The 15,445-nt window shown below is 67.6% G+C and carries 12 protein-coding genes and 1 tRNA gene; 8 read left to right on the top strand and 5 right to left on the bottom strand.

All coding sequences use genetic code 11. From position 1 onward, the window contains the following. Positions 1-52: 52 nt before the first annotated feature. The gene (locus ACYSM9_RS17635; RefSeq protein ID WP_461858256.1) at positions 53-1,885 is read right to left on the bottom strand and encodes a phosphoenolpyruvate carboxykinase (GTP); all 1,833 of its coding nucleotides are present in this window, start codon (positions 1,883-1,885) and stop codon (positions 53-55) included. Positions 1,886-2,164: 279 nt separating this feature from the next. Between ACYSM9_RS17635 and ACYSM9_RS17640 the strand changes: the two genes are divergently transcribed. From ACYSM9_RS17640 to ACYSM9_RS17660, 5 genes are all read left to right on the top strand, one after another. Next, a tRNA-Arg gene (locus ACYSM9_RS17640) sits at positions 2,165-2,241 on the top strand. A gap of 79 nt (positions 2,242-2,320) precedes the next feature. Next, positions 2,321-3,775 carry a dihydrolipoyl dehydrogenase family protein gene (locus ACYSM9_RS17645; protein ID WP_461858257.1) on the top strand — a complete coding sequence of 485 codons (1,455 nt, stop codon included), beginning with the start codon at positions 2,321-2,323 and terminating at the stop codon, positions 3,773-3,775. A 64-nt stretch (positions 3,776-3,839) separates the two neighbouring features. Beyond that, a complete protein-coding gene (locus tag ACYSM9_RS17650) occupies positions 3,840-4,553 on the top strand; it encodes an ABC transporter ATP-binding protein (protein ID WP_461858258.1) in 714 nt (237 codons plus the stop codon). Next, on the top strand, positions 4,550-6,586 hold the full coding sequence (locus tag ACYSM9_RS17655) for a YhgE/Pip family protein (RefSeq protein ID WP_461858259.1): 2,037 nt from the start codon (positions 4,550-4,552) through the stop codon (positions 6,584-6,586). The genes ACYSM9_RS17650 and ACYSM9_RS17655 overlap by 4 nt, the downstream gene beginning before the upstream one ends. Next, positions 6,583-7,251 carry a TetR/AcrR family transcriptional regulator gene (locus ACYSM9_RS17660; RefSeq protein ID WP_461858260.1) on the top strand — a complete coding sequence of 223 codons (669 nt, stop codon included), beginning with the start codon at positions 6,583-6,585 and terminating at the stop codon, positions 7,249-7,251. The genes ACYSM9_RS17655 and ACYSM9_RS17660 overlap by 4 nt, the downstream gene beginning before the upstream one ends. A gap of 619 nt (positions 7,252-7,870) precedes the next feature. Here the strand turns inward: ACYSM9_RS17660 and ACYSM9_RS17665 are convergent. Next, entirely contained in the window at positions 7,871-8,875 is a 1,005-nt protein-coding gene (locus tag ACYSM9_RS17665) for an EamA family transporter (protein ID WP_461858293.1), read from the bottom strand. A gap of 73 nt (positions 8,876-8,948) precedes the next feature. On the opposite strand from ACYSM9_RS17665, the gene ACYSM9_RS17670 reads away from it, so the two are divergent. Further along, entirely contained in the window at positions 8,949-9,863 is a 915-nt protein-coding gene (locus ACYSM9_RS17670; RefSeq protein ID WP_461858294.1) for a LysR family transcriptional regulator, read from the top strand. On the opposite strand, the gene ACYSM9_RS17675 is transcribed toward ACYSM9_RS17670, so the two are convergent. The 3 genes from ACYSM9_RS17675 to ACYSM9_RS17685 all read right to left on the bottom strand — a co-directional run bounded on the left by ACYSM9_RS17675 (position 9,841) and on the right by ACYSM9_RS17685 (position 12,888). Further along, positions 9,841-10,368: a SixA phosphatase family protein gene (locus tag ACYSM9_RS17675; RefSeq protein WP_461858261.1), complete on the bottom strand. Its 528-nt coding sequence runs from the start codon at positions 10,366-10,368 to the stop codon at positions 9,841-9,843. The two genes, ACYSM9_RS17670 and ACYSM9_RS17675, sit on opposite strands and share 23 nt — an antisense overlap. Before the next feature lie 186 nt (positions 10,369-10,554). Continuing rightward, entirely contained in the window at positions 10,555-11,421 is an 867-nt protein-coding gene (locus tag ACYSM9_RS17680) for a winged helix-turn-helix domain-containing protein (RefSeq protein ID WP_461858262.1), read from the bottom strand. Between the two features lie 621 nt (positions 11,422-12,042). Then, entirely contained in the window at positions 12,043-12,888 is an 846-nt protein-coding gene (locus ACYSM9_RS17685) for a hypothetical protein (RefSeq protein WP_461858263.1), read from the bottom strand. A gap of 225 nt (positions 12,889-13,113) precedes the next feature. Between ACYSM9_RS17685 and ACYSM9_RS17690 the strand changes: the two genes are divergently transcribed. Together ACYSM9_RS17690 and ACYSM9_RS17695 are read left to right on the top strand one after the other, a co-directional pair. Further along, entirely contained in the window at positions 13,114-13,854 is a 741-nt protein-coding gene (locus ACYSM9_RS17690; RefSeq protein ID WP_461858264.1) for a response regulator transcription factor, read from the top strand. A gap of 13 nt (positions 13,855-13,867) precedes the next feature. Continuing rightward, on the top strand, positions 13,868-15,358 hold the full coding sequence (locus tag ACYSM9_RS17695) for a sensor histidine kinase (RefSeq protein ID WP_461858265.1): 1,491 nt from the start codon (positions 13,868-13,870) through the stop codon (positions 15,356-15,358). The last annotated feature ends 87 nt before the right edge of the window (positions 15,359-15,445 follow it).

Here is a 15,445-nt window from a genome sequence, read left to right on the forward strand (position 1 = left end):
GAGCAGTCCTCCGAGCAATCAGCATCTGGCTGACAGCTTTAGGAGACACGCCCTAGTGCGCGGACATCCGTTCCTTCAGGGAGTCCAGTTCGGCGCGCAGGGCGTCCGGCAGCGAGTCGCCGAACTTCGCGTACCACTCCTCGATGGAGGCGAGCTCGGCGTCCCACTCCCCGCGGTCGACGCGGACGGCGTCCTCAACGTGGGCGTGGGTCATGTCCAGGCCGGTGAGGTCCAGGGAGTGGCCGGCAGGAACGTATCCGATGGGGGTTTCAACGGCGTCGGCCTTGCCCTCGATGCGCTCGATGGCCCATTTGAGGACGCGGGCGTTGTCGCCGAATCCGGGCCATGCAAAGCCGCCGTCGGCGGTGCGTCGGAACCAGTTGACCAGGAAAATGTGCGGCAGCCGTTCCGGGTTTGCCTTGCCCGAGACGCTGATCCAGTGCTTCAGGTAGTCGCCGGCGTCGTAGCCGATGAACGGGAGCATGGCCATGGGGTCGCGGCGGAGCACGCCGACCTGGCCGGCAGCTGCGGCCGTGGTCTCCGAGGACAGCGTGGATCCCATGAAGATGCCATTGGTCCAGCTGCGGGCCTGGGTTACCAGGGGAACGGTGGTCTTGCGGCGTCCGCCGAAGAGGATGGCGGAGAGTTCCACGCCCTCGGGGCTGTAGTACTCGTCTGCCAGCATGTCGATCTGGGCAATCGGCGTGCAGAAACGGGAGTTCGGGTGCGCGGCAGGCTTGTCGGAGTCGGGAGTCCAGGAGTTGCCCTGCCAGTCGGTCAGGTGCGCCGGAACCTCGTCCGTCATGCCTTCCCACCACACGCCGCCGTCGTCGGTGAGGGCCACGTTGGTGAAGATGCTGTGTCCCTTGGCGATGGCGCGCATGGCGTTGGGGTTGGTGCCCCAGCCCGTGCCGGGGGCTACGCCGAAGAGGCCGGCTTCCGGGTTGGTGGCGCGGAGTTCGCCTTCCTTGCCGATCCGCATCCAGGTGATGTCGTCACCCAGGGTCTCAACTTCCCAGCCCTCGATGGTGGGATCCAGCAGCGCGAGATTGGTCTTGCCACACGCAGACGGGAAGGCCGCCGAGACATAGTAGTTCTTCTTCTCCGGGGAAGTCAGCTTGAGGATGAGCATGTGCTCGGCCAGCCAGCCCTCATCCCGCGCCATCACGGAGGCGATGCGCAGGGCGTAGCACTTCTTCCCGAGCAGCGCGTTGCCGCCGTAGCCGGAGCCGAAGGACCAGATGGAGCGCTCTTCGGGGAAGTGGACAATCCACTTATCCGGGTTGCACGGCCAGGAGACGTCGTCCTGGCCCGGTTCCAGCGGAGCACCCAGGGAGTGCAGGGCCGGCACGAAGAAGGCATTGGTGCGGGTGATCTTGTCCAGGACGGCCGTGCCGATGTTGGCCATGATCCGCATGGAGGCGACGACGTAGGCGCTGTCGGTGATCTCCACGCCGAACTTGGGGTCCTCGGCGTCGAGGTGGCCCATGACGAACGGGATGACGTACATGGTGCGGCCGCGCATGGAGCCGGCGAACAGCCCGCGCAGCTTCTCCTTCATTTCCGCCGGGGCCATCCAGTTGTTGGTGAAGCCGGCATCGCGCTTGTTCTCGGAGCAAATGAACGTCTGCTCTTCGACGCGGGCCACGTCGGCGGGATCGGAGAACGCGGCGAAGGAATTCGGGAACAGGTCCTGGTTCAGCCGGGTCAGGGTTCCGGCAGCGACGAGCTCGTCGGTCAGGCGGGTGTTTTCCTCTTCGGACCCGTCAACCCAGTAGATGCGGTCCGGCTGCGTAAGCTCGGCAACCTCTTCGACCCATGCCAGCAGGCCGGCATGTGTGGTGGGTGCTTTCTCAAGCAGCGGCTTCTGCGCCAGATCGCCCATTGCTGTTCCCTTCCTCGGGGTTGATCGGTGTGTCCTAAATGCTATGGTCCGGACCACTGGACTTTTTGGGGAGCTTGACTGACAAATCCGGCCACCGAAACTGAATTCCGCGGAAAATCAAGGATTTGTCGCCTCAAAATGGTCGATTAAGTGACGAAGGTCACCTATACCGGTATAGTTGCGCAAATTACACCGCTCTCGATTTGGCACTCGGGCCCGACTCGCGTAAAGTAATTCGAGGTTCGGGGAGAGCGGTTCTTCTCCCAAGGAACACAAGATGCGCCCATAGCTCAGCTGGATAGAGCGTCTGTCTACGGAACAGAAGGTCAGGGGTTCGAATCCCTTTGGGCGCACCAACAAGGTCCGTACCGGTTCGCCGGTGCGGACCTTTTTTGTGCCGCCCCGGTAGCCGCCGTCCCCGGCTAGGCTGTCCCCATGATGCCCGATGCCGTGGAGCGCGAATTTGATGTGGTTGTTATCGGCGCAGGCGCCGCAGGCGAAAATGTGGCGGACCGGGTGGTCCAGGGCGGCCTTTCCGCCGTCCTCGTGGAGGCGGAACTGGTGGGCGGGGAATGTTCCTACTGGGCCTGCATGCCGTCCAAGGCGCTCTTGAGGCCCGGGACCGCACTGCACGGCGCGCAGACGTCACCCGGGGCCAAGGAAGCCGTCACCCGCACCCTGGACGCGGCGGCGGTCCTGCAGCGCCGGAACTACTTCACCGCCAACTGGCAGGATGACGGCCAGGTGGACTGGGTCCGGGACACCGGCATCGAACTGGTCCGCGGCCACGGCTGGCTTACAGGCGCGAAGGCGGTGGAGGTGGCCGGCACGGACGGCACGCAACACCGGCTGCGGGCACGGCATGCGGTGGTGCTTGCCACTGGCTCCGCCCCCACTACGCCTCCCATCGACGGGATACAGGACGTTGAGGTGTGGGGCACGCGCGAGGCGACCTCCGCCGGCGAGGTTCCTGAACGGCTCGCGGTGCTGGGCGGCGGCGTGGCCGGCACCGAGCTGGCCCAGGCCTTCGCGCGGCTCGGGTCCGCCGTCACCCTGGTTGCGCGCAGCGGCCTGCTGGGCAACTTCCCGGTGGAGGCTGCCGCGCTGGTCGCCGCGGGCCTGCGGGCCGACGGCGTTGAGCTGCGGCTCCACACGGCCACGGAGCGCATCAGCAGGGACAGCGATGGAACCATCACCCTGGCACTCGGGGACGGCAGCTCCGTCACCGCGGAGAAGGTGCTGGTATCGACCGGCCGCCACCCGGCCCTCGAGGGCCTCGGCCTGGAGAGCGTCGGCTTCACCCCCGGCGGATCGGGGCACCTGGCCATCACGACCGACTCCACCGGGCTGGTGCAGGGAACGCCCGGCGACGAACCCTGGCTGTACGCCGTCGGAGACGCGGCCGGAAAGAACCTGTATACACACCAGGGCAAATACGAGGCCCGCGCCACCGGAGACGCTATCGCGGCGCGCGCCAAGGGAGAACTCACGGGCAGCCCGGCGGACTGGACCCGGTACGCCCAGACGGCCAACCAGCATGCCGTGCCCGGTGTCGTCTTCACCGACCCCGAACTGGCAAGCGTCGGCCGCACCCTTCAGGCCGCGCGGAAGGACGGCTACAACGCCTCCTCCGTGGAGCTGCCCATCCAGGTGGCCGGGTCTTCCCTCCACTCCGAGAACTACGAAGGATGGGCCCAGCTGGTAGTGGACGAGGACCGCAAAGTCCTTTTGGGGGCGACGTTTGCCGGCCCGGACGTGTCCGAGCTGCTGCATGCGGCCACGGTTGCCGTGGTGGGCGAAGTGCCGATGGACCGGCTGTGGCATGCGGTGCCTTCCTATCCGACGATCAGCGAGGTGTGGCTGCGGCTGCTGGAGAAATACGGGCTGTAGTCTATTTGAACTGACCAGTCAGTTCGGTTAGCCTTAATGCAGCCCCTCCTGCGAAAGGCCCTCCTTGCTTTCAGCCCACCAGCTCCATGCCAAAGGACGCCGGGACCCGCTGCTTCCGCCCACCAGCCTCACCGTTGCCCGCGGCGAACTGCTGCTCGTCGCCGGCGACCGCCGGGACCAGCGCACCGCCCTGTCCCTGCTTCTCAGCGGCCGGATGAAACCCACCGGCGGAGAGCTGGGCTGGGACAACAGCCGCCGGACCCGGCAGCTCCGCCTGGCAGCGGCATTGGTGGACTCCCCCGGCGTCAACGAACCCGAAGAGCACCTGAGCGTCCGAGACCTGGTGACCGAGGACCTCGCCCTGGTTCCGCGCCGCTACCGGGGAGCGTTGCTCAGCGGCCCGTGGATGAAGGTCAACCGCTTTGAGGACATTGCCGGCCTGTGGACGGAGCAGCTGGAACCGGGGCGCCGGCTCGAACTTTTGACCGCCCTGGCCCTGGCCAACCCGCGCACGGACCTGCTGGTGGTGGATTCCCCGGACCGGCACAGCGCGGACCACCTGACGTGGCTGCCCAGGCTGCAGCAGCTGGCGTCCGACGCCGGGCGGCCACTTGCCGTCGTTGCGGCAGTCAGTGCCGTCCCCGCGCCGTGGGACGGGCCGTTGGCACTGATCGGCAACGCTGGACCGGAAGCCCTGCCGGCCGAAGCCGAACCCGCGGAGGCCGCGCGGCCCCCCAAAGACCAGGAACCCGAACTCGAAACCGAGGTTGCCAAGTGACTGTCCTGCGGCTGGCCCGCTCCGAACTCAAGCGCATGACCGGCGGGCTGCTGCCCAAGCTGACGATTCTCGCGCTGACCATGGTGCCCCTGCTCTACGGAGCCGTCTATCTTTACGCGAACTGGGACCCGTACGGGCACCTGAACAACCTGGACGCCGCCCTGGTGGTGGAGGATTCCGGCGCAACCACTGCCGATGGCACCCGGCTGGAAGCCGGGAAGAAGGTGGCCGACAGCCTGGAGGAAGGCAACGTCTTCCACTGGGTTCCCGTAGCCAGCTCATCGGAAGCGGACGCGGGAGTCAGCAGCGGGCAGTACGCCTTCGCGCTGAAGATCCCGGAGGACTTCTCTGCCAACCTGGTCTCCCCGGGCAGCTTCGATTCCGCCAGCCAGGCCATGCTGAACGTCACCACGAACGACGCCAACAACTACCTCCTCAGCACCATCGTGGACAAGCTGACCACCGCCGTGCACACCACCGTGGCCAAGGAGGTCGGCGAGGAAACCGCCAACCAGCTGCTCACCGGATTCGGCACCATCCATAACCGGATGGTCCAGGCCGCGGACGGTGCGTCCCGGCTGGCCGACGGCGTCGCCACCCTGCGGGATGGAACCGTCACCCTCCACGAGGGAACGTCGGCGCTGAGCAGCGGGGCCGACCAGCTGTACGCCGGCCAGCTCAAGCTGCGCGACGGCGCGAACCAGCTGACCGACGGCGCCGGGCAGCTGAGCAGCGGCCTGTCCGTCCTCAAGGACAAGACGGCAACCCTGCCCACCGATACCCAGACGCTCGCCACGGGCGCCGCGCAGGTGGCTGCGGGCAACGCCCAGCTCAACACCAAGGTGCAGGACGTGGCGGCGCAGCTGGAGGCAGCCGACCAGGGCATGAGGACGCGCCTGGTGGACTCGAACGCCAGGCTGGTCGCCTCCGGCGTGCTGACCCAGGAGCAGGCAGACAGGATCCTCGCCGATTACGACGCCACCGCAGCGGCCAGTCCCCTTGCCGCGGCAAAGAGCCGGATCCAAACGGATGCGGCACAAGTGCAGCAGCTGGCCAACGGCTCCGAAGCCGTCAGCGTCGGCGCCTCGCAGCTGGCCGCCGGGATGCCTGCGCTGAAGGAAGGCATCGCCCAGGCATCGGCGGGCTCCGACCAGCTGCACACCGGGGCGGCCACGCTGGCCACGGGTGAGCAGGCCGCCGTCGACGGCGCAGCAGGGCTCGCGGACGGGGCACGGAAGGTCGACGCCGGGGCCGCACAGGTAGCGGACGGCGCGAACCAGGCCGCCACCGGATCCCGCACGCTTGCCGACGAGATCGGGAAGGGCGCCGGCCAGGTCCCCAACCCGGACGACGCCCAGAAGAACAACCTGTCGCAGGTGATGGCCGATCCCGTGGCCGTCAGCAACCTCTCCCAGGCCAAGGCAGACTCCTACGGGGCCGGGCTGGCACCGTTCTTCCTGACGCTCGCGCTGTGGATCGGGATCTTCATGCTGGTCCAGGCGATGCGGCCCATCACGCAGCGGGCGCTTGCCTCCAACGCTCCCTCGTGGAAGATCGCCCTGGGCGGCTGGCTTCCGTTCCTGCTGGTCTCCATGGTCCAGGCCTCGCTCCTGACCCTGGTGGTGGATATGGGGCTGGGGCTGGACCCAGCGCACCCCGTCCTGATGTGGCTGCTGATGCTCGCCGCGGCCATGGCCTTCAGCGCCCTCATCCAGGGCATCGTGGCGCTGCTCGGCTCCCCCGGAAAGCTGGTGGTGCTGATCCTCCTGGTCCTCCAGCTGGTTTCGTCCGGCGGGACATTCCCGTGGCAGACCACCCCGGAACCGCTGCACGTGGTGCACCAGGTCCTTCCCATGGGCTACGTGGTGACCGGCATGCGGCACCTGATCTACGGTGCCGACCTGTCCATGATCGTCCCCACACTGGCCGGCCTGCTCGGCTACACGGCGCTGGGGGCGGCGATGTCAACGCTCGCCGCCCGCAAGAACAAGTACTGGACCCTCAAGACCCTCAAACCGGAGATCGCCGTATGACCGCGGAAGGACCGGAGGCCGCGAAGGGGCTCCGTCCGGCAAGGACCACCGCGACCCGGCAGAAGCTTTTCGATGCCTCCATGGAGCTGATCGGCGAGCGCGGTGCCGCCAGCGTCACCGTGGACGAGATCGCCGCCGCTGCCGGGGTTTCCAAGGGAACGGTCTACTACAACTTCGGCAGCAAGTCGGAGCTGATCGCGCAGCTCCTGCGCCATGGTGTGGACATCCTCAAGGCCCGGCTCCTCGCGGCCGCCGACGGGCCCACGGGCCCGGAAACCGGCGCCGGAGCCGCCCGGGATCCCCTGGCGGCCATGGAAGCGATGATCGGCCAGGCCATGGATTTCATGGCCGAGTATCCGTCGTTCGCGCGCCTGTGGGTCAGCGAGAACTGGCGGATTCCCAGTGAATGGCAGGGCACCTTCGCCGTGCTGCGGGCAGAGCTTCTTGAGGTCATTGGCCGGGCGGTGGACAACGTGGCGAGCACCTATCCGGTCGATGAATCCGTGTCCCGCGGCAGCCTGGAGACCGCCATCTTCGGCGCCTGCTTCGTAGTGGGCCTGGACCGGCAGACGTACAACCCCGAGCGGACCCGTGACCAAAGTGTTGCAGCAATCATGGCGATCATGCGCGGCTACGTCCTGAAGGGCCCGGCTCCTCAGGGATGATGGACCCTATGCGCCACATGGGGAAGAGCGGAAAGTTCGCGGTCATCTGCGGCGTCGTCGCGGCCGGGCTGCTGGTGCTGACCGGGATGACGCTCGCGGAGCCGGTGTTCCTGGCGTTCCTGGGCGTCCTGGCCCTGGCCTACCTGGCCGCAATTGCCGAGGTACTGAACCGGCGCCGCCGCCTTGCCCTGCTGGCCACCGGCGCCGGCACCGCCCTCACCCTGGGCTTTTCCCTGGCGTTCCTGAGCACCTGGGAGCTGGCCTTCGACGGCCAGTCGTCCTTCCTGGGCACGCCTCTGCCCACCCACGATCCGGACAACTACTTCCTCGGCGCCGCCTGCGCCGCCGCGGCCACCCTCGGGGTTCTTTTCCTCGGTGCCGCGTGGCCGGGCATGAGGCAGCCGACGGCGGGCGGAAGGACCGCGCCACGGCCCGCGGCAAAGCGCGTCCCGCCACAGCGCTCATCCGCACAGCGTTCTTCAACACAGCGCTCTTCAACACAACGCTCTCCAACACAACGCGCCGCGGCATCAAGGACCGTCCCGGCGCCGGCGCGCAGCCCGCGCACCGCCGCACCACGGGCAGGTAACCAGTCCACCGCTGCCCAGGCGCCTGCCGCTCAGCGCACGTCAGCTTCCCGTGCCCCGGCCCGGGGGACGTCCGCCGCAGCCAAGCGCCCGTCGTCGTCCGGGTTGCCGCCGGCCAAACCGGCGCCCAGGTCCGGCAGCGGCTCCAATCCCCGCCGCTGACGCAGGGCACCTGCTCCCGTGAGCACCGCCGTCGCGACGCCGCCCAGGAGGAGCGCCCCGCCGGCCAGCTCCGTCGGCGATGGCACCTCCGCGAGAACCAGCCAGGCAGCGCTCATTCCCACCACAGGAACCAGCAACGTGAAAGGGACAACGGCCGACGACGGGTGGCTGGCAAGGAGCCGGTTCCAGATCCCGTAGCCCACGAGTGAGGCGAAGACAGCGGTATACAGTGCGCTGAGGATGGTCGGTGCCTGAAGGGTGGACAGCGCCTGCCATACGGTGCCGGGGCCATCCACCAGCACCGACAGCGCTCCCAGCGGAAGCGGCACCACGGCGCCTGACCAAACCACCATCCCCAGGCCCGACGCTGCCCTGGCCTTGCGGGCGATGACATTGCCGACGGCCCACGACAGCGCCGCGGCCAGGACAATGACCAGGGGGAGCAGCGGGGCCACGGCGCTGCGGCCCAAGGCCACGAGGGCGAGGCCTGCTACGCCCAGCACCACGCCGGCCAGCTGCCGCCTGCTGGGCCGCTCCCCCAGGAATCCGGCGGCAAGCAGCACAGTCAGCAGCACCTGTGCCTGCAGCACCAGCGACGCCAGGCCTGCCGGCATGCCGAGCGCCATTGCCAGGTACAAAAGGCCAAACTGCCCGGCGCTCATGAAGAGCCCAACGCCGACGATGGCCTTCCACCTGACATCCGGCTTCCTGACGAAAAAGATCCAGGGAACGACCACCAGGACGAACCGCAGGGCAACAAACAGCAGCGGCGGAAAATCCTGGCCGCCCGCGTGAAGCCCGATATCGATGGCAACGAAATTCAGCCCCCACAGCAGGGCCACGAGTACGGCAAGGAAGGACTCACGCAGGTTCACGTTTCCCACTCTTGCATCATGCAGAATGAAGCACCAGCGCGCATTTAGACGATGAACCATGTACGTTTGCTTCATGATCGACATCGGGTCCCTGCGTGCACTCACAGCCATCGAACAGCACGGCAGCGTCATCGCCGCCGCGGGCGCCATGGGCTTCAGCCCCTCCGCCGTTTCACAGCAGGTGAAGAAACTGGAGAAGGAAGCGGGCTTCGCGGTGCTGGAACGCCGGGGCCGCGGGGTTCTACTGACGGAACGCGGACTGGCCTTGTCAGCCTATGGCCGGCGGATCCTTGCCGAGCTGGAGGAGCTGGAGTCCACGCTGCTGCTGGACCCGGCGGCGCCCAGCGGCAGCCTGCGCCTGGTGTCATTCTCGACTGCCTGCCGGGGCCTGGTGGGCCCGCTTCTGGCGCGGCTTGGGGACTCCGGATCAGCCGTGGATGTTTCGGTGGTGGCGGAGGATCCACGTGAAGCCGTGGCACGGGTTGCCAATGGGGACGCCGAGCTGGGACTGGTGCACAACTGGAACTCCGTGCCACTGGTCATCCCGGAGCACTTGACGCTGGAATGGCTGTGCGAGGATGTGGCGGACGTCCTGGTCCACCGCACCCATGCCCTGGCACAGCGCCCTGCAGTGGAACCCGCTCAGCTGGTCGATGAACGCTGGATCAGCACGCCGGACGGAGCGATCTGCAACGAGGCCCTCCTCCGGATTTTCGCCCACGTGGGGCGGGTGCCACATATCAAGGTGTATGACCCCGACTTCGCGACGCATATCGCGTTGGTGGAGCAGGGCGTGGCGGTTGCGCTCGTCCCCCGGCTGGGCAGGCCGCCGCTCCCCGGAGACGTAGTGGCGGTGCCGGTGGTCAACCCGGTCCAGGCCCGGCAGGTAGGGCTTGTCCATCGCAGGACCATGACGGCCAGCCCGACCATCAGGCACGTGGCGGCACTCCTGCGCGAGATTGCCCTCAGTGCGCCCGGGGAACCTTGAACCTGGTGATCCTGGCGTCCTGCCCGTCCAGTTCGGCCCACGGCTTCTCGGTTTCCAGGACCGTGAGCGCGTTGGTGGGGAACCTGGTGGCGGCGTCCATGTAGGCGTCATGGTCGGAGTCGCGTGAGGCCAGGTGCATGGCGAGGTCCTGCACGCCGGGCAGGTGCGCGATTAGCATCAGCGTGGTGACCGTCTCCGGCACGTGGTTGACGACGGTGAGCATCCGCAGGGCGGAGGCCGCGTACAGGCCGTCCTCGAGTTTGGGCGTCGGCGCTTTGTCCCCCAGTTCTGAACAGACCCAGGTGCAGGTCTGGCGGGTGCGCAGGGCGCTGGAGCACAGGATGAAGTCCGGGACGATGTTGTGCTTGAGCAGCCACCGGCCGGCCAGCGGCGCTTCCCGGTGGCCGCGTTCCTCCAGCGGCCGCTCATGGTCGGCCACCCCGCCGGGCCAGTCAGCCTTGGCGTGGCGCATGATCACAAGGCGTCGGAGGTGGTGCTCACTCATGGCTACAGCCTAGCGCCAGCGGATGCGGCCCAGGGTGGCATCAACCGGCTCCTGCAGCCGCGGAGGCACAGTACTTGGAATGGCACACGGACGCCAAAAGGCGGCACATCCCGAAAGCGCCGTTGTTGCGTGAGGAACGAGCGCAGGCGCAGAGGGATCGTGCCGCCTATAAGGCGGAGGTTAGACCTAGATCGAGTACTCCGGAGCGGCCCAGACGATGACCTCGGGGTGCTCGTAGAACCGGTAGCCCTGGCCGCGGACCGTGCGGACGGTGTTGGCGAGGCGGCCCAGCTTGGAGCGGAGGCGGCGGATGTGGACGTCGATGGTGCGCTCGTTGGGCACTTCCTCGGCGTTGCGCCACAGCCCCTCGAGCAGTTCGTCGCGGCCCACGGTGCGGGTGCCGTTTTCGACAAGGTAGTTCAGGAGTTCGAACTCCTTGAAGGTCAGGTTAAGGGATTCGCCGTCCAGGTGGACTTCGCGGCGGGCCAGGTCGATCAGGACGCCGGACGGGCGCGGTTCCTGCGGCTGGGCGGCGCGCGGGGCTTCGGCTCGCTGGCGGGAGTTGACCGTCGGGTCACCGAAGGTGGAACGGACGACGTCGAGCGCGGAACCGGGCGTGCCGGCCGGGGCTACCGCGACTGCGGCGTAGCTCTCGGCACCGGATACGAGCGACTGGGCGTAGGCGCGGATTTCCTGGGCGAGCTTGGCGATGGAGGTACCTGCGGCGGCGGCAGTCTCCTCGTCGATTCCCATGTAGAGGACGAACCCGCGGGCCACGTTGTCATTGGCGACCGGACGCACCGGGTTTGAACCTGCCACGACGGGGGTAGGGGCAGTGATGGGAGCGGACTCGGCCGGCTGGACGGCGCGGAGCTGGCCGTAGGAGTTGGGGTTGTAGCCCTGCGGAGCGTAGCCCGGGGCGGGGAAGCTGCTTCCCGGGGTTGAGGGGGCCAGGGACGGGCGCGGCCCGAAGCCGGGACGCAGGCCGGAAGGCTGGCCTGCCTTGGCGGCGTTACGGACAGAGATGTGGACGTATCCGGATGCTACTGACATGGAATGCTTACCTCAATGTGAATGGCCGTCTCGCGGCTCGAATGCTGTCATCCCCGTCACGCGGAGCGGGGAGGGGCGCCCGACGCTGGGCTGGGTGGGCGAATGCCTAAGAACTTCGAGGGGTGGGAAGGTCAGGCGTGCATTCGACAACAGCGCATGTCGGCAGCAGCGGATGTGCTGGGCCAATATTCTGCGGCTGCAGGTGCTGTTGAGTTCTTGTTCACATTGGAAGTGTGCAGCGTAACAATGGCAACTTGCAAGTAACAATGGACCAAATCGTCCGCATCGTGAGACGAATCCGGAAATTGTGTTGCAGATCACGATTCTGTCAGGGACAAAGAATAACGTTCGTTATCCGGAGGGATGCCCCAAAAGAGGGATTCTGCAGAATTTTGTTCGAGGGATGCGCGCTTGGGCGAATCGGCGCAAATTTCACGCGCTTGACATAGAATCGCGTCCCGCCGCGGGAGCTTGTCCAGTCGGCATCCAGCCTCCGGAGCGGAATTTTGCCCTCCATAACCCGCTATAAGGGGTTACGACGGCACCGCCGCCGGCGTCCTGTACGCCTGGCGGCGTGCGACGCCGGCGGGATACATGCCGGCCCGGGCGTGGTTCGTGAGGTTAGTTGGTGGTGGTCCCGGACGAGGCCGTTCCTGTGGCGGACAGCTGAATGGACTGTGCGGTGTACGTATCCCCTTCTTTGAGGGCCGTGACCCTGACCGTCGCCCCGGCCGCCACGTTGGAAAGGCTGAGGGTGCTGCCCGCCGTCCCGCCCCCGCGCTGGCGCATGCCTTCGGAAACCTGCACACCTGAGCCGACGGCGTACGTGCGGGTAAAGCCGTCCTCGCTCTCCACCGTCAGTGAGTCCGCGGAGACGCTGGCGACGGTGCCCACCTGCCCGGCCATGGTGACGTAGCCGGAGTCCTGGACCACCACGTATTCGGAGTGGATGGCAGCATTCAGCCCACCCATTCCCATCCCCAGCCCGCCGGGACCCCCGGCCATGCCCCCGCCGTCCATGCCGTCCATGCCGCCATTCATGCCGCTGGTGCCGCCCGGACCGGCCATGCCGTTTTGTCCCCCGGCACCGGCCTGGCCGGGGACCCCAGTACCCTGGGCGTTGCCCGTGGCCGCACCTGCACCGTTGTTTCCGGCCGCGTAGGCGCCGGCCCCCGCGGCCGCAGCCACCACCACTGCGACCCCGCCGACAAGCAGCCCTTTCCTGCCTGTCCACTTGGTTGGCCGTCCCGCGGAGGACGCGTTGGACGGATACGGCTGCGGTGCGCCCCATCCAGTGCCGCTGCCGGGCACCTGGTGCTGGCCCGCCGTCGTACCCCATCCACTGGAGGGTGCGTCCTGTCCGGGGGCACCCGGGTGCCGGGGTTGCCGTCCTTCTGCACCCTGGATGCCGCCGCCATCCTGCCCGCCGCCCCACACCGGCGAGGGCTGTCCCTGCTGCTGGTCCATTGTTCTCTCCCAAGAAGTCGAAACTGCTGTAGTTCCAACAGGGTCTTGCGCGTTGCTGTGCAGGCGCTGTGTGCCAGGCCAAGCCTGGCTGTGATCTCGGTTCCAGGCGGCAAACGGGTGTCCGGCTTCGCCCCGTGGCAGCTGCCAGGTGGCTAGGCTTGGGCTCACAGCAGGAACACAGGAACCGCAAAGCATCGGCAAACCGACAGAACGGAGAGTTGTCCCATGGCATCCCCGCACTCCATGACCAACAACCTTCCCCAGCTCACCCACCCCGACGGTTCCCCGATCCGCGCCCTGGTGGTGGACGACGAGCCGAGTCTTTCCGAACTCATGAGCATGGGCCTGCGCATGGCGGGGTGGTCCGTTGCCGTCGCCGCGGACGGGCCCACCGCGGTGAAGCTTGCCAAGGATTTCCACCCGGACGTCCTGGTGCTGGATGTCATGCTCCCGGGTTTCGACGGCGTGGAACTGCTGGGCAGGATCCGCGCCTTCGCGCCGGAGGTGCCGGCGCTCTTCCTCACCGCCAAGGACGACGTCCAGGACCGCATCGTGGGCCTGGCCGCCGGCGGGGACGACTACGTCACCAAGCCGTTCAGCATGGAGGAAGTCCTGCTGCGCCTGCACCGCCTGGTCCAGCGGTCCGGCGTCGCTGCCATGGACACCGCCGAGCTGGTGGTGGGCGACCTGATCCTGAACGTGGACACCCGCGAGGTCACACGCGCCGGAGCGGACATCCAGCTGACGGCAACGCAGTTCGAGCTCCTGCGCTACCTCATGGAAAACCCCAAGCGCGTGGTCAGCAAGGCGCAGATCCTGGACCACGTGTGGGACTACGACTTCGGCGGCCAGGCCAACATCGTGGAACTCTACATCTCCTACCTCCGCAAAAAGATCGACGCCAACCACCCGCCGATGATCCACACCGTGCGCGGGGCAGGCTACGTCATCAAGCCCGCCGACTGACCGGGCAAAACTTATGTCATCGCTTTCCGGTGTTCCCCGGCCCACGGGCCGGTCCTGGTTCAATCCTTCCACCTGGCATCTGCGCACCCGCCTCATCCTGCTCTCCATGGCGCTGCTGGTGGCAATCTCCAGTGCCATCGGGGTGGTCAGCTACGCCACCATGGACGTGGTCCTCACCAACCAGCTTGATGGGCAACTGACGCAGGCCTCCCGCGGCCGCCCGCCCGAGGGCAATCCCTCCGGACGCCCTGACCCGCTGGACGCGCGGGGACAGAGCGTCGGTACGCTCAACGCGCGGGTCGTGGGAGGGCACATCAGCAGCGCCGCCGGCTTCCTGTCGTCCGACGCCACCCGCACCGCCCTCACCTCACGGGATGTCAGCATTCTTGAGGCCCTCCCGCACAACGGCGAGCCGGTGAACCGGTCCCTCTCCAACGGGGATTACCGGGTGCTGGCCACCGAAACGCCGTACGGCGACGTCGTCATCGCGGGCTTGCCGCTGGCAACAAAGCAAAGCACGGAGGCATCCCTCGTCCTGACCATGGTGCTGGTGTCCCTCGTCGGCCTGGCCCTGATCGGCCTGGCGGGAACGGCGCTTATCCGCCGGACCATGCGGCCGCTGGAGGAGCTGTCCGACGTCGCCACCAAGGTCTCGAAGCTGCCGCTTGACGCGGGCGAGGTGGCGCTGGCCGTGCGTGTCCCCCCCGCCGCCGCGCATCCCGGAACCGAGGTGGGCAGCGTTGGCCATGCCCTGAACCTGATGCTGGACAACGTCTCCAACGCCCTGGAGGCGCGGCAGCGCAGCGAGATGAAGGTGCGCCAGTTCGTGGCCGACGCCTCCCATGAGCTGCGGACGCCCCTGACCGCGATCCGCGGCTACACGGAGCTGATGCGCATGACCGAGACCCTCACCGAGGACGGCCGGAAGTCGCTGGGCCGGGTGCAAAGCCAGTCCGAGCGGATGACCGCCCTGGTGGAGGACCTGCTGCTGCTGGCCCGGCTGGACGAGGGCAAGGCTCCCGAAACCACCGATGTGGACCTGACCCAGCTGGTCATCGAAACGGTCAGCGACGAAAAAGTCATGGCCCCGGACCACGCCTGGCAGCTCCGGCTGCCGGACGAACCCATCACCGTCCGCGGGGACGCCACCCAGCTCCACCAGGTGCTGGCCAACCTGCTCTCCAACGCGCGCAAACACACGCCGGCCGGTACCACGGTCACCACCGGCGTCATGCGCTCGGCCGACGGGAGCGTGGTGGTCACCGTAACCGACGACGGGCCGGGTATCCCCGCCGAGTTCCAGGGCAGGATCTTCTCGCGCTTCACCCGGGCCGATGCCGCCCGTTCAGGCGCGGACGGCCCATCCGGAGAGGGCTCCTCCGGGCTGGGGCTTTCCATCGTGGAGTCGATCGTCAGGGCGCACGGGGGCACCGTGGAACTGGTTTCGCGGCCGGGCAGGACCGAGTTCGCCGTGCATCTTCCCGGGAGCATGGCAGTTTCCTGATCCGGCGCAACCATCCGGGTGCCTTGCCGCACCCCTGCCCAGCGCCCCCGGGCTATTTCCGGGCAGCACAAGTTACACAGGCATGTC

It is taken from the genome of Arthrobacter sp. C152, from assembly GCF_054890965.1.